At 72.8% G+C, this 17,905-nt stretch carries 17 protein-coding genes; 10 read left to right on the top strand and 7 right to left on the bottom strand.

Features of this window, described 5'->3' with window-relative positions:
- Positions 1–21: 21 nt before the first annotated feature.
- On the top strand, positions 22–504 hold the full coding sequence (locus DPM19_RS07635; protein WP_111864111.1) for an Lrp/AsnC family transcriptional regulator: 483 nt from the start codon (positions 22–24) through the stop codon (positions 502–504).
- 183 nt (positions 505–687) lie between these two features.
- On the opposite strand, the gene DPM19_RS07640 is transcribed toward DPM19_RS07635, so the two are convergent.
- The 3 genes from DPM19_RS07640 to DPM19_RS07650 are packed head-to-tail and all read right to left on the bottom strand — an operon-like array spanning position 688 to position 2,017.
- Complete coding sequence (locus tag DPM19_RS07640) at positions 688–1,098, bottom strand: VOC family protein (RefSeq protein ID WP_111864112.1); 411 nt, start codon at positions 1,096–1,098, stop codon at positions 688–690.
- Positions 1,095–1,583 carry an SRPBCC family protein gene (locus tag DPM19_RS07645; protein WP_111864113.1) on the bottom strand — a complete coding sequence of 163 codons (489 nt, stop codon included), beginning with the start codon at positions 1,581–1,583 and terminating at the stop codon, positions 1,095–1,097. The genes DPM19_RS07640 and DPM19_RS07645 overlap by 4 nt, the downstream gene beginning before the upstream one ends.
- Positions 1,580–2,017, bottom strand: a complete 438-nt coding sequence (locus tag DPM19_RS07650; RefSeq protein ID WP_111864114.1) for an ArsR/SmtB family transcription factor — start codon at positions 2,015–2,017, stop codon at positions 1,580–1,582. The genes DPM19_RS07645 and DPM19_RS07650 overlap by 4 nt, the downstream gene beginning before the upstream one ends.
- Before the next feature lie 99 nt (positions 2,018–2,116).
- On the opposite strand from DPM19_RS07650, the gene DPM19_RS07655 reads away from it, so the two are divergent.
- Together DPM19_RS07655 and DPM19_RS07660 are read left to right on the top strand one after the other, a co-directional pair.
- Complete coding sequence (locus DPM19_RS07655; RefSeq protein ID WP_233509960.1) at positions 2,117–2,548, top strand: DUF1330 domain-containing protein; 432 nt, start codon at positions 2,117–2,119, stop codon at positions 2,546–2,548.
- A gap of 127 nt (positions 2,549–2,675) precedes the next feature.
- Positions 2,676–3,068 carry a DoxX family protein gene (locus DPM19_RS07660; RefSeq protein ID WP_111864116.1) on the top strand — a complete coding sequence of 131 codons (393 nt, stop codon included), beginning with the start codon at positions 2,676–2,678 and terminating at the stop codon, positions 3,066–3,068.
- A 174-nt stretch (positions 3,069–3,242) separates the two neighbouring features.
- On the opposite strand, the gene DPM19_RS07665 is transcribed toward DPM19_RS07660, so the two are convergent.
- Entirely contained in the window at positions 3,243–4,352 is a 1,110-nt protein-coding gene (locus DPM19_RS07665; protein WP_111864117.1) for a glycerophosphodiester phosphodiesterase, read from the bottom strand.
- A gap of 180 nt (positions 4,353–4,532) precedes the next feature.
- Here DPM19_RS07665 and DPM19_RS07670 point away from each other — a divergent pair, with 180 nt between their 5' ends.
- The 3 genes from DPM19_RS07670 to DPM19_RS07680 all read left to right on the top strand — a co-directional run bounded on the left by DPM19_RS07670 (position 4,533) and on the right by DPM19_RS07680 (position 6,649).
- The gene (locus DPM19_RS07670; RefSeq protein WP_111864118.1) at positions 4,533–5,300 is read left to right on the top strand and encodes an SDR family oxidoreductase; all 768 of its coding nucleotides are present in this window, start codon (positions 4,533–4,535) and stop codon (positions 5,298–5,300) included.
- 18 nt (positions 5,301–5,318) lie between these two features.
- Complete coding sequence (locus tag DPM19_RS07675) at positions 5,319–6,281, top strand: LLM class F420-dependent oxidoreductase (protein WP_199484915.1); 963 nt, start codon at positions 5,319–5,321, stop codon at positions 6,279–6,281.
- A gap of 71 nt (positions 6,282–6,352) precedes the next feature.
- Positions 6,353–6,649, top strand: coding sequence for a Fe-S cluster assembly protein HesB (locus DPM19_RS07680; RefSeq protein ID WP_111864120.1), 297 nt, complete (start codon positions 6,353–6,355; stop codon positions 6,647–6,649).
- Positions 6,650–6,684: 35 nt separating this feature from the next.
- On the opposite strand, the gene DPM19_RS07685 is transcribed toward DPM19_RS07680, so the two are convergent.
- Both DPM19_RS07685 and DPM19_RS07690 read right to left on the bottom strand, forming a co-directional pair.
- A complete protein-coding gene (locus tag DPM19_RS07685) occupies positions 6,685–7,338 on the bottom strand; it encodes an HAD family hydrolase (RefSeq protein WP_111864121.1) in 654 nt (217 codons plus the stop codon).
- Positions 7,335–7,976: an MBL fold metallo-hydrolase gene (locus DPM19_RS07690; protein ID WP_111864992.1), complete on the bottom strand. Its 642-nt coding sequence runs from the start codon at positions 7,974–7,976 to the stop codon at positions 7,335–7,337. Before DPM19_RS07690 ends, DPM19_RS07685 begins: the two co-directional genes overlap by 4 nt.
- A gap of 147 nt (positions 7,977–8,123) precedes the next feature.
- On the opposite strand from DPM19_RS07690, the gene DPM19_RS07695 reads away from it, so the two are divergent.
- From DPM19_RS07695 to DPM19_RS07705, 3 genes are all read left to right on the top strand, one after another.
- On the top strand, positions 8,124–8,324 hold the full coding sequence (locus DPM19_RS07695) for a PspC domain-containing protein (RefSeq protein ID WP_111864122.1): 201 nt from the start codon (positions 8,124–8,126) through the stop codon (positions 8,322–8,324).
- 72 nt (positions 8,325–8,396) lie between these two features.
- Positions 8,397–11,573 carry a hypothetical protein gene (locus DPM19_RS07700; protein ID WP_146778768.1) on the top strand — a complete coding sequence of 1,059 codons (3,177 nt, stop codon included), beginning with the start codon at positions 8,397–8,399 and terminating at the stop codon, positions 11,571–11,573.
- Positions 11,574–11,635: 62 nt separating this feature from the next.
- A complete protein-coding gene (locus DPM19_RS07705; protein ID WP_111864124.1) occupies positions 11,636–12,340 on the top strand; it encodes a hypothetical protein in 705 nt (234 codons plus the stop codon).
- A gap of 287 nt (positions 12,341–12,627) precedes the next feature.
- Here the strand turns inward: DPM19_RS07705 and lysX are convergent, their stop codons facing one another.
- Positions 12,628–15,915: a bifunctional lysylphosphatidylglycerol synthetase/lysine--tRNA ligase LysX gene (gene lysX / locus DPM19_RS07710; protein ID WP_233509961.1), complete on the bottom strand. Its 3,288-nt coding sequence runs from the start codon at positions 15,913–15,915 to the stop codon at positions 12,628–12,630.
- 163 nt (positions 15,916–16,078) lie between these two features.
- Between lysX and DPM19_RS07715 the strand changes: the two genes are divergently transcribed.
- Positions 16,079–17,788, top strand: coding sequence for a serine/threonine-protein kinase (locus DPM19_RS07715; protein ID WP_233509962.1), 1,710 nt, complete (start codon positions 16,079–16,081; stop codon positions 17,786–17,788).
- Positions 17,789–17,905: the final 117 nt, after the last annotated feature.

Genomic DNA, 17,905 nt, shown 5'->3' on the forward strand with positions numbered 1-17,905 from the left:
AACGGAATAAAATTTGGCGGTATGGCGGAAGCGCTTGATGAAATTGACGTACGGCTGCTCGCCGAGCTGCAGGCGGACGCCGACCGGACCAACGTCGAGCTGGCCCGGCTGGTGGGTCTGTCGCCCGCGGCGACCCTCAACCGCGTCCGGCGGCTGAAGGCGTCCGGCGTCATCCGGCGCGTCGTGGCCCGGGTGGACCCCGCGGCGGCGGGCTTCCCCCTCCAGGTATACGTGGCGGTGACCCTGGCCGGCGCCGCCCCGCGGACCAGCCGCGCGTTCGAGGACGAGGTGCGGGCACTGCCCCAGGTCATCGCCGCCGACTGGGTCGCAGGCGAGACCGACGCCATCCTCACCATCGTCGCCCGCGACGTCGCCGACCTCAAGCGCGTACTGTCCCGGCTGTCCCTGCAGGGCGGCCAGCGGCTGATCACCTACCTGCGCCTGGAAGAGATCAAACCCCCCTCTCCGCTCCCCGTCGCCGACCCGGCGACCGCCACGGACTGACGCCCTGCAACCCGCGAACCCCTGCACGGCGCCCGGGACCGCTGATCCTTCAGCTTTCAGGGCGTCACAGCACCTCGGACGCTGAAGGATCAGCGCACATCCACCTCTTGGCGCTGATCCTTCAGCATTCGGTGCGCACTGACGCCCTGAAGGCTGAAGGATCAGCCTTGCCTGGGAACTCGGTCAGGCGCGGGAGGAGATCTGCTGGACGGCCCAGGCGTTGCCGTCCGGGTCGGTGAAGAAGACGAAGCCGACGTTGTCGAGGGGGTCGTCCGTCGGGCTGGGGTTCTCGCCCATGATCTGGACCTCGGTGACGTCCACGCCGCGTCCGGCCAGTTCGGCATGGGCCCGGTGGATGTCGGGGACCACCAGTTGCAGGCCCTTGAGGGAGCCGGGCGGCATGTCGGGGACGACCGGTCCCTCGCCGATGACGACGGAGCAGCCCGAGCCGGGCGGGGTGAGCTGGACCAGGCGCGCGTCCTCGGAGATCTTGGTGTCGTGGTCGACGTGGAAACCGAGCTGCTCGGCGTAGAAGGTCTTGGCCCGCTCGACGTCCGAGACGGGGACGATGACCACTTCCAGGGTCCAGTTCATGGGCTGACTCCTTCGGGGGATCGGAGCAGTGCGGCGAGCCGGTCGTAGGACTCGCCCACGCCGCGTTTCATCGGGTACCGCAGTACGGTGTCGCGGCCCTGCGGGGTCGCGTAGCGGACCGTGCTGGTCAGCAGGGTTCCGCCGGGGTGCTCGGCGAGGTCCTGGGTGATCAGGGACTCGCCGGGATAGGACTGTTCCTCGAACATCTCGGTGTAGGCGAGGCGGGCGGGCGGCCGGATCTCGCGGTACACGCCGTACTGGACCATCTCCGCGCCGCCGGGGCCGCGGGAGACGAGGCGCCGGGCGCCGCCCACCCGCAGGTCGACCTCGCAGGCCACCAGGTTCCAGCCGCGCGCGCCGTACCAGCGCCCGAGCAGGTCGGGTTCGGTCAGCGCGGCGAACACCAGGTGGCGGGGCGCGTCGAACACCCGGGTCATGACGATCTCCCGGTCGCCGGGGGTCGTCACGGTGAGGGCGTCGCTCATGCGCCACGGCTTCCGGGGCCGTCGGTTCGGGGTGTTCCGTCCGGCTTCGGGTTTCGGGAGCCGGCGGCCGGGGCGGTCTCGTCCGCATGCGGGTCGGGGAGGCGCGCGTCCCGGTCCTTGAGCTCGGTGAGCAGGGCGTCCAGCCGCTGGTAGCTCTCCTCCCAGTAGTCGCGGTAGTTCTCCAGCCAGTCGGTGGCGGCCTTGAGCGGGCGCGCCTCCAGCCGGCACGGCCGGCGCTGCGCGTCGCGGCCGCGGGAGACGAGGCCGGCCCGCTCCAGCACCTTGAGGTGCTTGGAGACCGCGGGCTGGCTCATCTCGAACGGTGCGGCCAGTTCCGTCACCGTGGCCTCGCCCGCCGCCAGCCGGGCGAGGATCGCCCGTCGCGTCGGGTCGGCCAGCGCGGCGAACGTCGCGTCGAGGACATCCGTGCTCATCTTCAGATAACCCCTTAGTTAAATAACCGAGTGGTTTCTATCGCTCCCGGTGTGAGGCCGTCAAGTGCGCGGTGCCCCGAACCGTGGTGCCCGCCGAGCGTGCGTTACCTGCGGCGTAATCGACGCCCCTACCGGCGGCCGGGCAGGCTGGGGCCACAACCCGAGCAGAACCCCGGAGGGAACATGACCGCCTACGCGCTCGCCCACCTGCACGATGTGCAGTCGCTGCACCCCGACGTCTTCGACTACCTGGAGCGGATCCAGGAGACCCTGGACCCCTACGGCGGCCGGTTCATCGTGCACGGCGGCGCGGTGGAGGTGCGGGAGGGAAGCTGGCCGGGGACGATCGTCATCATCGAGTTCCCCTCGGCCGACCAGGCCCGGAACTGGTACGAGTCGCCCGCCTATCAGGAGATCCTGCCGCTGCGCACCGACCACATCCCGGGCGCCGCGATCCTCGTCGAAGGGGTCGGCCCCGACCACGACTCGGCGGAGATGGGCGCCATGCTGCGGGCCGCGGCGAGCCGGTGAATCGGGCCATGGCGGACCTGCCGTCCTGGGGGCGCCTCCCGCGCCCGTGGGCGCAGGGTCCCGGTGAACCCGGCACTATTGGACCCGCCGTCTGACGGGTCGGGCGGGCCGTGAGAGGGTGCCGGGCATGACCGACTCGTCACGATCTGCCCGGCGGCTGGCCGCCCTGCTGGCCGGGGCCGGCGTCATGCACTTCGTCGCGCCCCGGCCCTTCGACATGGTCGTCCCCAGGCGACTCCCCGGCAGCCCGCGCACCTGGACGTACCTGAGCGGGATCGCCGAGCTGGCCTGCGCCGCCGCCGTGCTGAACCCGCGCACCCGGCGGCTCGGCGCGCTGGCCAGCGCCGGCCTGTTCGTCGGTGTCTTCCCGGCGAACGTGAAGATGGCCTACGACTGGCGGGACCGGCCGCTGCCGCTGCGTGCCGGCGCCTACGCCCGGCTGCCGCTCCAGGCCCCGCTGGTCGTGTGGGCCGTCAAGGTCTCCCAGACCGCCGGCGAGTCCGAGTTCCGCAAGGACTGAGCGAGCCCGGGCCGGCCGTGGCTCGCCGAAAGGCCGGCGGGACGGTGGCCCGCTTCGCCGGGAACGCGAGCGGCGCCCCGGAGCCGATGCGACTCCGGGGCGCCGGGTGGGGTCGTCCCCTGCTTCTGCTCCAGCCGGTTCCCGCTGCGCGTGCGGGCCGGGCGGGGCCGTCCGCTAGCGGGTGAGGAACTTCGTGCGGGCGGCGACGGCGGCCGACGGGTCGTCGCAGAACAGGCCGTCCACGCCGATCTCGAACAGCTTGGTCACCCAGCCGTAGACGTCACCGGTGGCCCGGGGGTAGTTCGCGGCCTGCGGGTTGCCCTGCCGGAAGTCGGCGGGAAGCTGGGAGTTCTCGGGCCGGATCGTGTACGCGTGCACGATGAGCCGGTTGCGGTGCGCGTCGCGGACCAGGGAGGTCGGCTTGCCGAGCTTGCCGGTGGCGTCCACCGGGAAGATCATGGCGGTGGCCGGGCCGATGCCGTCGGCGTAGGAGGCGATCCACTTCAGCCCGGCGGGCGTGGCCAGGTCGGCGTAGGTGCGCGGGTCGCCGGCGGCCTCCAGGTCGTAGGGCGCGCCGGACGCGCTCATCAGCTGGACGAGCCGCACCTTGGTCTTGCGGCTCAGGTCGCGCAGGTTGGCCGTCTCGAACGACTGGACGATGACCTTGTCCCGGCTGTCGTTGAGGCCGTACTTGTTCAGCAGCGCGACCAGCGGCTCCTCCATCGACAGGCCGAGGCCGTCGAAGTAGGTCGGGTGCTTGGTCTCGGGGTAGACGCCGACGTCGTTGGCGCGGGCGAGCTTGATGACCTCTTCCAGGGTCGGGATGACTTCCAGCCCGTCGAAGACCGCGCTCTCGGGGCGCAGGTCGGGGATCCGCTCCGTGGTCCGTAGCGTCCGCAGCTCGGCGAGGGTGAAGTCCTCGGTGAACCAGTCGGTGCGGGTCACACCGTCGATGACCTTGGTCTTCTTGCGGGCGGCGAACTCCGGGTGGTCCTCGACGTCGGTGGTGTCGGCCAGCCAGTTGTCGTGCCGGGCGACCAGGGCCCGGTCCTTGGTGGCGACGACGTCCGGCTCGATGAAGTCGGCGCCCTGCGCGATGGCGACCTTGTAGGCGCCCAGGGTGTGCTCGGGCCGCAGCGCGCTCGCGCCCCGGTGGCCGATGACGGTCGGCGCCGCCGAGTGGCGGTCGGCGGACGCGGAACCCCCGGTCAGGGCGGCGAGGACGCCGGTCGTGGCGGCGACGGCGAGACCGCCGGCCAGGAGACGCTTGGGAAGCTTGAACATGGAACGAGGACCTTCCGGCTTGACTGAGCCGGAAGTTACGGTCGTGATCTTTCTGGCGGGCGGACGGCGGGGGAACGTCCGCCGACCGGGGAGAGGGGAGAGGGTGCACATACCGACTGGTCGGTCACCTCGCTACCCTGAACTCGATTCGGTCGACGGGAGCGAAGCGAGGGAGCGCACATGCGGACAGGGCTCGACGGAAAGACCGCGCTGATCACGGGAGCGTCCCGGGGGATCGGCAAGGCCATCGCCATGGCACTGGCCGCGGAGGGCGCGAACGTCGTGCTGTCCTCCCGCAAGCAGCCGGCCCTGGACGAGGTGGCCGCCGAGATCCGCGCCGCCCACCCCGGGGTCGGCGTCCTGGCCAAGGCCGCGCACGTCGGCGACGCCGACCAGGCCGAGGCGTGCATCGAGGCGGCCGTGGCCGAGTTCGGCGGCATCGACGTGCTCGTCAACAACGCCGGCACCAGCCCGCACTACGGCCCGCTGAGCGAGATCGACCTGCGCGCCGCGGAGAAGACCGTCCAGGTCAACCAGTTCGCGGTGGTCCAGTGGACCCAGATCGCCTGGCGCCGGTCGATGGCCGAGCGGGGCGGTTCGGTGATCAACATCGCCAGCGTCGGCGGCCTGGTCACCGAGCACGGGATCGGCTACTACAACGCCACCAAGGCCGCGGTCATCCACCTCACCCGCCAGTTCGCCATGGAACTGGCCCCCGCGGTACGGGTGAACTCCATCGCGCCCGGCCTGGTCAAGACCGCGCTGGCCCGGACGCTGTGGGAGGAGAACGAGGAGAAGATCGGCAAGTCGCTGCCGCTGGGCCGGCTCGGCGAGCCCGAGGACATCGCCTCCGTCGCGGTCTTCCTGGCCGGCGACGCGTCGGCGTGGATGACCGGTCAGAACCTGGTCGTCGACGGCGGCTCGATCATCCGTCCGTCCATCGCCTGAGAACAAGGGAGTACGAGCGTGACCTCTCGATGGGGCCTGACCATCCCGATGACCGGGGTGCCGATCACCGAACTGCGCGGGATCGTCGAGGAACTGGAGGACCTCGGCTACACCGACGCCTGGAGCGCCGAGACCAACGGCAGCGACGCCTTCACCCCCCTCGCCCTGACCTCCCAGTGGGCGCCCGGGCTGCGGCTGGGCCCGGCGATCGTGCCGGTCTACACCCGGGGCCCGGCCCTGCTCGCACAGCAGGCGGCCACCCTCGCCGACCTGGCGCCGGGCCGGTTCGTGCTCGGCGTCGGCACCTCCTCCGACACGATCGTGGAGCGCTGGAACGGCATCCCGTTCGCCGAGCCCTACAAGCGCACCCGCGACACCCTGCGCTTCCTGCGCAAGGCGCTGGCCGGGGAGAAGGTCAAGGAGCGCTACGACACCTTCGAGGTCAAGGGCTTCAAGCTGGAGAAGGCCCCGGAGATCCCGCCGCCGATCGTGCTCGCCGCGCTCCGGCCGGGCATGCTGCGGCTGGCGGCCCGGGAGGCCGACGGCGCGATCACCAACTGGCTGAGCCCGCAGGACGTCCGCACGGTGCGCGGCGAGCTCGGCACCGAGCCGGAGCTGCTGGCCCGGCTGTTCGTCTGCCCGACCGCCGACGCCGAGGAGGCCCGCGGGATCGGCCGGTGGATGATCGCCGCGTACATGAACGTCCCGGTCTACCAGGCGTTCCACCAGTGGCTGGGCCGCGGCGAGGCGCTCCGCCCGATGAACGAGGCGTGGGCGGCCGGCGACCGCAAGGCCGCACTGGCGGCGATCCCCGACGAGGTGGTGGACGACCTGATCGTGCACGGCTCGCCGGACCGGTGCCGCGAGCGCATCCGCGAGTACGTCGACGCCGGGCTCACCACTCCGATCGTCGCGGTGGTGTCCGGCGGCGGCCTGTCGCCGGCCGAGGCGGTCCGGGCGCTGTCCCCATCGGCGGGCTGAACCCGGTTTACCAGGTCACGGTGTGGGCAGGGGGCCGCAAACCTGCAACCCGAACAAGTGAGGAGCCGATCGTGCTCACTCTGACCGACGGCGCGGTTCAAGTGATCCGCACCGTGACCACGCATCCGGAGCTGCCGCCGCAGACCGGCATCCGCATCGCGACGTCGGGCATCGACGGCTCGAACGCCCTCAACCTCTCCGTGGCCCCCGCCCCCGAGGCGGGCGACCAGGTGGTCGAGGCCGAGGGTGCCCGGGTCTACCTGGAGCCCGGTGCGGCCGAGCTGCTCGACGACAAGACGCTCGACGCCGAGGTCGACCCGCAGGGGGACGTCGCCTTCACCATCGGCGACAGCGAGACCGAGGTCTGAGCCCGCCCGAGTGACCGGCGCCCCCCGGGTGCCGGTCACTCGGCGTTGTGCGCGGCGACCCGGGCGGGCAGGTCGGCCAGGTCCGCCAGGACGAAGCGGCACCGGGCCAGGGCGGCGTCGTCGCGCTGGATGTGACCCCACGGCCCGCGGCGCAGGAACGCGGCCTGCATCCCGTACGCCAGGGCCGGGCGGACGTCGTTGTCGATCCGGTCGCCCACGTACAGGATCGAGCCCGGGGCGATGTCGCACTCGGCGGCGCAGCGGGCGAAGAACTCCGGATCGGGCTTCTCCACCCCCCACAGCTCGGAGATGCCGACCAGGTCGGCGGGCAGCCCGAGTGCGGCGAACTGCCCGGCGGCCCGGGCCGGCTGGTTGCCGGCCACCCCCACGTAGACCCCCTGCTCGTGCAGGCCGGTCAGGCAGCAGCGGGCGTCGGGGTACAGGTCGTCGGGGCCGAAGCCGTTGGGCAGCCCGGCGGCCTCCCGGCCGGCCTCCTCGGCGGCCAGGTCGAAGCCCGGCCGGAAGTGCTCGAACACGTCGGGGGCGCCGCCGCCGGTGGCCAGCTCGGCGCCCAGCTTGGTGAGGAACGTGTGCCGGGGCACCCCCAGCCAGTCGGCCCACCGGCCGTAGATCTCACCCTCGTCGATCAGGGTCTCGCCAATGTCGAAGAAGACGGCCTCGATCTTCACAGGTCGACCGACTCGCCCGGGGCCAGCCGGCGGTACTCCGCGTCCCGGGCGGTGAGCTCGCGGCCGATCGCCCCGCTGAACACGCCGGCCCCGACTTCGTTGAGCAGCCCGTCGTGGATGTTGAACGCCCGCTCCGGCCCGACCGCCCGGACGTACTGGTACAGGTCGAGGATGCTCATCCAGGGCGCCTGCACCGGCAGGCAGAGGTTGGGCACCGGGACCTCCGGGACGGTCAGCGCGTCGCCCGGGTGGAACACCGCGCCGTCCACCAGGAAGCCCACGTTGGGGATCGGCGGCACGTCGGGGTGGAGCAGTTCGTGCTCCTCGCCGTACACGTGGACGTCGAACCCGGCCACCTGCACCGCGTCGCCGTGGCCCACGATGTGCACCCGCCCGCCCAGGTCGGCGAGCTGCTCGCCCACCGTGCGGGACGTCCAGACCTCCAGCCGGGGGTCGCCGGCCACGGCCGCGCGCAGCCGGTCGGGGTCGAAGTGGTCGAAGTGCTCGTGGGTGACGAGCACCGCGTCCGCACCGGCCAGCGCGTCCTGCTCCGGGGTGAGGCCGCCGGGGTCGATGACGAGGGTCCGGTCGTCCTTGGTGAGCCGCACACAGGAGTGTCCCAGCTTGGTCAGGCGCATGGTCGTCATCTTTTCACGCACTCCCTTAGGGGATTTCCCGTAGGTCCCGAGTAGGGGTACAGGACCCGACGTTCGAGTGATTCATCCCTGGGTAGCCAGTTTTTACCGTGAAAGGACGAGCACCCCCTTTATCAAGGAGTCGTAACAATGAGCAGCCTCTACCGCCCCCGCCACAACCGGAAGATCGCTGGCGTCTGCGCCGGTCTCGGCCACCGGTTCGGGCTCGCGCCCAGCACCGTTCGGCTGCTCTTCCTGCTTTCCTGCCTGCTGCCCGGCCCGCAGTTCGTGGTCTACATCGTGCTGTGGGTGATGCTTCCTGACGAAGAGAAGCACACGGTGCACCACTGACCCGGCGATACTGTCCCATGACCCGCCTTCCCGTCACCTGTCGGCCGAATGCGGCGGGCGGGAGGTGTGCCGGTGTCCGTGCAGGAGCCCGATGCCGCCGGGACGGCGGCGGAACTGCTCCGCCATCTGCGCGAGCTGGGCCGGTCCCGGCACGAGCCGGTGCGCGACATCGGCGCGTACGAGCAGGCGTACTGGCTGGCCGACCTGCCCGCCGAGGTCCCCGTCGAGGCCGGCGCCGGGCCCGGCGAGGTGCTGTTCGGCCTGCCGGCCGTCTCGCTGACCCCGCCCGAGGACTCCACCGAGTTCGACGGCTGGCTCGCGCTGCGCGGCTGGTACCGGCGGCTACGCGAGCTGACCGTGCCGGACGGCTACGAGATCGCACTCGGGGCCGGCCTGCTGAGCCGGCGATTCCCGGACGGGACACGGGTCCGCGGGCACCTGCTCACCACCCCCGTGCGGATCACGGTCGACGAGGAGTCCGGGCGCGTCGATGTCCGGATGGCCCGGTGCGGGCCGCGGCTGGAGGACCGCGAACTGCTGGACGGGCTGCCCGGCTTCGACCCCGCCCGGACGGAACGGGCCCGCGAGGCCGTCCGCCGGGGCGTGAGCGGCGGGCTGGGCGACGGCCTCCTCGGCACGCTGCGCGAGTGGGCCGCGGCGGCCTTCGACGAACCGGCCGAGCTGTCCCTGGACTGGGCGCCCGCGCCGCCCGGCGGGACCCCCGACCCCCGGATCCGGCTCGCCCCCGCCCTGGTGGTCCGGCCGCGCGGCGTGCCGACCGCCCACTACGACGCCGCCCTGGCCGCGCTGGCCGAACCGGGGGCGGCCGTGCCCAAGGGCCTGGCCGGGCTGATCGACCCGGTGGAGCCGACCGCGCACGTCCCCGAGCGCACCCCGGCCGGGATCGCCCGGCTGGTCGTCGGGCTGCTCGGCCGGGGCCGGCGGGTCCTGGTCGTCAGCGACGCCGCCGCGGAACTGGCCGCCGTGCTGCCCCCCGGCCTGGCCCCGCTGTGCGTCACCTCCGACGGCGGCGACCCCGACCCCGGCCCGGCCGTCGCCGCGCTGGCCGCCCGCCGCGCCGAACGCGACCCGGCCGGGGCCGAGCGGGCGCTGGCCGCCCTGTCGGCCCGGCTGACCGAGACGCAGACCACCGAGGCCGAGCTGCGCGAGCGCATCCGCACCGCGGCCGACACCGAGGTCTACGACCTGGGCGGCGACTACCAGGGCACCCTGGCCGAGATCAGCGCGCGGCTGCTGGAACGCGAGGCCGCCTGCTCGTGGCTGTCCCCCCGGCCCGGCCTGCCCCCGCTGCCGCCGCTCACCGCGGCGGAGGCCACCGAACTCGCCGGCCTGCTGGCCGCCCGCACCCCGCAGCGCGCCGCCCGGCTGACCCAGACGCTCCCCGACCCCGCCCGGCTGCCCGACCCCGAGCGGTTCCGGGAACTCGCCGACGCCGAGGCCGCCATCCTCGCCGACGCCGAACGGGCCGGGACGGGCCCGCTGGGCGACCGCTGGATCCCCGACCAGGCGCTGCTCGCCCGGCTCGACGGCCGCATCAAGGTCGTCACCGCCATGGCCCGCGAACTCGGCCTGAACCCCGACCCGGCGGGCTGGCCGGCCCGCGACTGGGCGGTGGGCGCCATCAAGGACGCCCTGGCCGGCCGGCTCGCCGAGGAATGGGACCGGATCTCCGCGCTGGCCGGCTGGGCCGTCGACGCCCACCGGGCCGTGCACACGATCGGCCCGCACCGGGTCACGCTGCCGCCCGGCGACCCGAGCACCCAGAACTCCGCCGCCCGGGTGCTGCGCGAGCACCTGACGGAGAACGGAACCCTCAGGCGCGGCCCGCGGCGGTCCACGGCGCAGAAGCAGGCCGAGCAGGTCCTGATGGGCGCCGGAGTGGACGGGGCCGCGCCCGTCACCGCCGACCGGCTGGAACTGGTGATCGCGGCCACGGAGGCGCGCATCGCCTGCAAGGAACTGCGCGAGGCGTGGCGGGCGATCGGTGTGAAGCTCCCCGAGGAACTGCCGCTGGAACGCGAGGTCTCGGAGTTCACCATGGCCTACGCCCGGCTGAGCCACGTCCGGGCGATCCTGGCGGAAATGGACGAGACCGTCGCGCTGCTGGCCCGCAGCGGGGTGGAGACCCGGTTCACCAACCCCACCGACTGGCGGGCGTACGTGCGGGCGCTCGCCGGGGCGCGGCGGCGGCAGGACGCGCGGGCGATCGCGGCCGAGATCGCGACGCTGCGCGAGCCGGTCGAGGCGCTGGCCCGCTCCGGCGGGGCGCCGCCGGAACTGCACGCGATCGTCGCCGCGCTGGCCGCGCACGACGTCCCCGGCTACGAGCGCGGCCTGGCCGCCCTCGCCGCCGCCCACCGCGAGCGCCGGGAGCAACTGCGCTGCGAGGAACTGCTCGGCCGGGTGCGCGTGGTGCACCCCGAGCTGTCCCTCCTGCTGTCGGCCACCGCCGGGATGGGCGTCTGGCCCGGCCGGCTCGCCGACTGGGAACAGGCATGGACGTGGGCGCACGTCTCCGCCTGGATCGCCGACCGGCCGCCCACCCGGACCGAACGCGACCTCACCGCGGAACTGGACGCGTTGCTGGCCGAGCAGCGCGAACTGGCCACCGAACTGGCCGTCGCCCAGGCGTGGAACCGCTGCCTGGACCGGGTCGCCGAACCCGGAACCGACCCCGCCGGAGCCGTCCCGCTGTGGATCATGCCGCTCTGGCAGGTGCCCGAGGCGCTGCCCCCGCGGCCCGGCGCCTTCGACGTGGTGATCATCGACGAGGGGGTCGCGGCCGGGGCCGAGGCACTGTTCCTGCTCTGGACGGCCGACCGGGCGATCCTGGTGGGACGGCCCGGAGAACGGCCCGAATCATCCGGCTCGGCGCCGTCCGGCGACCTGCTCCCACCCCGGCTGCGCAGCCTGCTGACCCCGGCGGCGACCCTGCACGACGTCCTCCTGACCACACACCGGCCCGCCCCCGAACCCGCGGCGCCGCCCAGGCCCGCCGCGCCCGCCGGCGGGCCGCGCCCCGTGCCGGGCCGGTCGATCGTCTCCTACCAGCGCGCCGACCTGGTCGACCTGCTCGCCCGGCTGGACGCGGAGGAACCCGGCCGGGCCGACGACGAACTCGTCGAACGCGCCCGCACCCTCCTCGCCTGCCCCGCCGACGAACACGACCTGGTCACCGCCCGGCTGAGGTACGCCCTCGCCGCCTACCGCGAGCCCGAACCCCGCTGACCGCCCCGCCGGATTGGGAGATCACCACCCGGCGGGCGGGACGGTTGGGTACAACAGAACGCGTGCAGGACTGGGACCGGGAGTCGATGACCGCGCTACGCGGCGCGCTGTACCGCCGGGACGGCGCGGCAGCACTGGCACTGTTCGCGGAACGGCCGCTGCGGCCCACCCTCCAATACGCCGGCGACGCGCTGACCCTCGCCCTGACCCAGGACACCGCCGGCGCCCGCGACCGCGCGGCCGAGTGCGTCACGGAACTGGCCGCCCGCGACTGGCCGGGCGACGCCGAACTCGCGCACCGCCTCACGACCATCCTCGGCGGCGCCGAGGACACGCTGACCGAAGTGCCCGTCGACCTCGGCGAACTGGGCGCCTTCCTCGACGGCGCGCCCGGCCCCGACGTGTACGTCCTCGACCTGCACAAAGGCGAGGTGCTGCCGGTCGGCGAGCTGAACGGCGAATACACCGACGAGATCGACCCTGCCTTCGACGAGGAAAGCCCCCAGTACGAGCCCACCCGCTGGCTGGAGTTCTGGCCCCTCGGCCACCCCGCCGAAACCGACCGGGCCGACTTCACCGAAACCCTCCCCGACGAGACGCTGCGCACCCGCCTGTTCCGCATCCTCGACCGCCCCGACGGCATCCGCCTGTTCCGGTCGGCACTCGCGGGCACCCCCGACGAACACGACTGGCTGATCTTCGCCGAGGAACGCTCCCGCGGCCGCGCCCGCCACTGGCTCGCCACCCGCGGCCTTCGGCCCTGTTAGCTTGGCGCTCGTTCCTCGCGCTTGTCGCTGTGTTTGCTTGGCTCGCTTCGCTCGCTTGTCGCGGCGCCTTCGGCGCGCCGTCTTCCCTCGTCACGGTGAAGATCGCTCGTACCTCACGATCTTCACCGCTCCTCAGTCCAGACGGCGCGGGCGCCGCTCCCTGACCGCCTCGCTGCGCATCGGCGTTTTATCTCGTCCGCATCTTGGCAGGTGATCACGTTGCCCCTGGGGCGGGTGCGGTCGGTACTGGCACCGCGGGGCCGCTGGCTTACTTCTCGAGATGCGGGCTAGCGGGTGGGGCGGACCAGGGGGAAGGGGATGGTCTCGCGGATGGTGTGGCCGGTGAGGACGATCAGGAGGCGGTCGATGCCCAGGCCGAGGCCGCCGGCGGGGGGCATGGCGTATTCGAGGGCGCGGAGGAAGTCCTCGTCGAGTTGCATGGCTTCGGGGTCGCCGCCCGCTGCTTGCAGGGACTGTTCGGTGAGGCGGCGGCGTTGCAGGACGGGGTCGGTCAGTTCGGTGTAGGCGGTGCCCAGTTCCAGGCCGAAGGCGATGAGGTCCCACTTCTCGGCCAGGCGGGGGTCGGTGCGGTGCGGGCGGGTCAGCGGAGAGGTTTCGGCGGGGTAGTCGCGGACGAAGGTGGGGTGCATCAGGGTGCCCTCCACCAGTTCCTCGAACAGTTCCTGGACGATCCGGCCCTGGCCCCAGGACGGGTCGTGGTGCAGGCCCGCCTGGGCGGCGTGCTTGCGGACCAGCGACAGGGGGGTGTCGGGGGTCATCTCCTCGCCCAGTGCCGCGGAGACCGCGTCGTAGACGGTGACCTCGCGCCAGGGGGCGGCCAGGTCGTATTCGACGCCGCCGCGCTCCACCACGGTGGTGCCCAGCGCGGCCTGGGCGGCCGCCAGCACCAGGTCCCGGGCGAGCACGGCCATGGTGTCGTAGTCGCCGTACGGCTCGTACGCCTCCAGCATGGTGAACTCGGGGTTGTGCCGGGCCGAGACGCCCTCGTTGCGGAAGTTGCGGTTGAGCTCGTACACCTTGCCTAGGCCGCCGACCAGCAGCCGCTTGAGGTAGAGCTCGGGCGCGATCCGCAGGTAGAGCTGCATGTTGTAGGCGTTGATGCGGGTGGTGAACGGCCGGGCCGTGGCGCCGCCGTGCAGCGGCTGGAGCATCGGCGTCTCGACCTCGAGGTAGTCGCCGGCGCGCAGCCGGTCGCGGACCGCGGAGATCGCCTCGCCACGCAGCCGGAGCATCCGGCGGGCGTCGTCGTTGACGATGAAGTCGACGTACCGCTGCCGCACCCGGGCCTCGGGGTCGGCCAGCCCGGCGCGCTTGCCGGGCAGCGGGTGCAGGCACTTGGCGGTGAGCGTCCAGCCGTCGGCCGCCACGGTCGGCTCGCCGGTGCGGGTGGTGATGAACTCGCCGGTGATCCCGACCTGGTCGCCCAGGTCGACCAGGTTCTTCCAGCGGGCCAGCGCCTGCGCGCCGACCCGGTCGGCGGCCAGCATGACCTGGATGTCGCCGGTCTCGTCCCGGAGTTCGGCGAAGGCCAGCCGACCGTGTTCGCGGGCCAGCATGACCCGCCCGGCGATCGAGACGGACACGCCGGTGCGGGTGTCGGGCGGCAGGTCGCCGAACCGGTCGAGCAGCGGCCCGGCGCGGTCGGCCCGGGCGAACCCCGGCGGGTACGGGTCGATGCCCGCCGCACGCAGTTCGGTCAGCTTGGCGTGCCGGACCCGTTCCTGCTCGGTGAGCCGGCGGCGCGGGGTCAGGGCGCTCTCGGCGGCCTCCTCCACCGCGCGGATCTTCTCGATCAGCTCGGCCGACGGTTCGGGGGCGCGCAGCCGGGGCCGCCGCAGGGCGGGCAGGAACCCCTCGGCGCGGGCGAAGGCCAACCCGATCCGGACCAGGTCGCGCGAGTGGGTGTAGCAGATGAACCGGGGCGTCCAGCGCGGGTGGTACTTGGCGTTGGCCAGGTAGAGCGATTCGAGCTGCCAGAACTTCGACGCCACCGACAGCAGCCGGTAGCAGAAACGCGCGAAGGGCCCGGCGCCGAGCTGTGAGCCGCGCTCGAAGACCGAGCGGAGCATCGCGAAGTTCAGCGAGATGCGGCGGCAGCCGACGGTCGTGGCCTGGCGGACCAGCGAGGTCACCATGAACTCGTTCAGCCCGTTGGGCGCCGTCCGGTCGCGCCGCATCAGGTCCAGCGAGAGCCCGCCGCGCCCCCAGGGGACGAAGCTGAGCAGCCCGCGCGGCTCGCCCTCGGCGTCGAACGCCTCCACCAGCACGCACCGGCCGTCGGTGGGGTCGCCCAGCCGGCTCAGCGCCATCGAGAACCCGCGCTCGGTCTCGCCGTCGCGCCAGGCGTCGGCCCGGACGATGATCGCCGCCATCTCGCCGGGGGGGATCTGCTCGTGCCGCCGGATCCGGGCGGTGTAGCCCGCCCGCTCGACCCGCCGGACGGCCTGGCGGACCTGCCGCATCTCCCGGCCGTCCAGGTTGAACTCGGTGGTGTCGATGACGGCCTCGTCGCCCAGTTCGAGCGCGTCGAAGCCGTGCCGGGCGTAGACGGTCGCGGCCCGCTCGCCCACGCTCACCACCCCGGGGATCCATGCGTGCGCCCGGCACTCGGCCAGCCACGCGTCGATCGCCTGGTCCCACGCCTCGTGGTCGCCCAGCGGGTCGCCGCTGGCCAGCGAGACCGCGCCCTGGACCCGGTAGGCGATCGCGGCCCGGCCGCTGGGCGCGGTGATGACGTCCTTGTCGCGGCGCAGCGCGAAGTAGCCCAGCGAGTCCTGGTCGCCGTATTCGGCCAGCAGCGCCCGGCCCGTCAGCTCCTCGTCGGGGGTGAGGATCGCCTCCCGCCGGGCCGGCCGGAACAGCGCCCAGAAGGTCATGATCAGCAGCCCGGTGCCGAGGATGCCCAGGATGCCGTCGACCCAGCTCGGCACGTCGACGGAGAACTGCTCGCCGGTGACTCCGGCGCCCAGCAGGGTCTGCAGCCCCGCGTACAGCAGGTGCGTCTCGATGCCCTCGGCCCGGTCGCGGTCGGTCAGCGAGACCAGCGTGGTGCCGATCACCCCGGCGACCACGAACAGGATCCCGAAGACGGTCAGCGCCAGCTTGCGGTTGTTGCGGTCGGGCAGGGTGGAGAACTGGCCGCGGGCGGCGATCAGCAGGCCCAGGACCAGCCCGTACGCCAGCGCGGTGATCATCTCGCCGCTGCCGAGCCGCTCACCGGGGGTGAGTGCGAGGGCCAGCGCGTACAGGGCGGAGATGCCGAAGTAGGCGCTGAACAGTATCACCAGGATGCGCCAGGCGGCTTTCTTCCGCCGCCGCACGCCCATCGACAGCAGGATGAACAGCACCCCGTAGGGGAGGCTCGCGGTGAAGCCGAGGTAGTTTATCCAGCGTAGTGGCCATATGCCCGCGGCCTGTTTGATGAGGTCTGACGACAGCCAGTAGAGGATCGACAATACGCCCGACAGGCGGGTGTACCAGAAGAGGACGGTGGGCACCGTTTCGACCAGACGACGCCAGTCGTCGCCCGCCGTGACCTTCAACTTCCTTGCCAACACTCCGTAACCGCCTCGTCGCCGGACAATGGTCCGCCGTAGTCTGTCATTTGTACGGGTTGACCGGGGAGCTTGGGCGGGAGAAGGCGGCGTTACCCTGGATGCCGCGGGGGTAGAGGGTCGTGGCTCCGTGAATGTCCCGAATGTAGATATGGTCACATATATGCCGAATGAATCCCCCGCCGGTGGTCGGTTGCTGGCCGGACGCTATCGCCTGTTCACCGAGGTGGGGCGGGGCGGAATGGGCACGGTCTGGGAGGCCCACGACGAGGTCCTGGGCCGGGACGTGGCGGTGAAGGAGGTCATCCTCCCGCACGGTCTCAGTGACGACGAACGGACCATCCAGTACAAACGCACTTTCCGGGAGGCGCGCACCGCCGCCCGGCTCGGCCACCCCGGCGTCGTCACCGTCTACGACGTCGTCGAGGAGGACGGCCGGCCCTGGATCATCATGGAGCTGATCAAGTCCCGCTCCCTGGACCAGGTGATCAAACAGGACGGGCCGCTGGAGCCCCGCCGCGCCGCCGAGATCGGCCGGCAGATGCTCGCCGCGCTGCACGCCGCACACGAGGCGGGCGTGTTGCACCGCGACGTCAAGCCCAGCAACGTGCTGCTGGCCTCCGGCGACCGCGCGGTCCTCACCGACTTCGGCATCGCCACCGCGCAGGGCGACGTCACCCTGACCCAGACCGGGCTGGTGATGGGCTCGCCCGCCTACATCGCGCCGGAGCGCGCCCGGGGCCGCAAGACCGGCCCGGCCTCCGACCTGTGGTCGTTGGGCATCACGCTGTACGCGATGGTCGAGGGACGGTCGCCCTACGAGCGGTCCGAGCCGATGGCCGCGCTGGTCGCGATCATCTCCGAGGACCCCATGCCGACGGCCAACGGCGGCCCGCTCACCCCGGTGATCGAGGGCCTGCTGGTCAAGGACCCCGAGCAGCGGATGGACGCGCACCAGGCCGGCCGGCTGCTCGATGACATCGTCCGCGAGGACTCCGCCGACACCGAGCGCACGCTCGTGGTCGGGCGGCTTCCCGAGTCGCCCGCCGCGACCGAACCCGAGGCGGGCGGCACGGCCGTGCTGGGAGCCGGTACCGGTGCGGCGGCCCACGAGGTCGGGCCGGCCACCTTGCAAGGCGCCGCCGCGGACCCGCCGGCCGGCACCGAGCCCGCCCCGCGCCCCGCGGCCGGGGGCTCGGGCGGCGGGAACGACCGGCTGCTGCCGATCCTGGCCGGAGCGGTGATCCTGCTGCTCGGCATCGCCCTCGCCGTGGTGCTGCTGAACGACGACGGCGGGAACGGGAAGGAGGCCGGCGCCCAGGAGCCCGGCGGCCGGAGCCCGGCCGCCTCGGCCTCGGCGAAGCGCTCCCCGTCGGCATCGCCCTCCGCCTCCGCCTCGCCCGACCTGCCCGGCGACTTCCGGCTGCACCACGACCCGACCGGCTTCGCCGTGGGGATCCCCGAGGACTGGTCCGGTCCCGAGCGCAGGCAGGGCGGCGTCTTCTTCTACTCGCCCGACCGCAGCGTCTACATCCAGATCGACCAGACCACCTCCCCGGGCGCCAGCGCGCTGAAGGACTGGGAGGGCCAGGAGGCGGCGCGGAGGAACGACGGCAGCTTCCCCGGCTACGACCGCGTCCGGCTGGAGCCCACCGGCGACCGGCCCCCGGTGCCCGACACCGGCAACGGCGACAAGTCCGCCGACTGGGAGTTCACCTGGGACGGCCGGTCCGGGCGGATGCGCATCCTCAACCGCGGCTTCGTCACCAACGGGCGCGGCTACGCGATCCTGGTCTCCGGCCCGGACGACGACTGGGACGACCTGATGGAGGAGCTGGAGCCCGTCTATGCGAGCTTCGAGCCCGCCCGCTGAATTCCGGCCCGGAGCCCGCCCGAACGGGCACCGGAGCCTGCCCGTTGGCCGATGTGTATGCCGATCTGTTAGGTGGAATCGGTATGGTCCCCTCTGGTGACGGTTGAACCCGGGGGC

Source organism: Actinomadura craniellae, from assembly GCF_003289645.1.
Lineage (GTDB): Bacteria > Actinomycetota > Actinomycetes > Streptosporangiales > Streptosporangiaceae > Actinomadura_D > Actinomadura_D craniellae.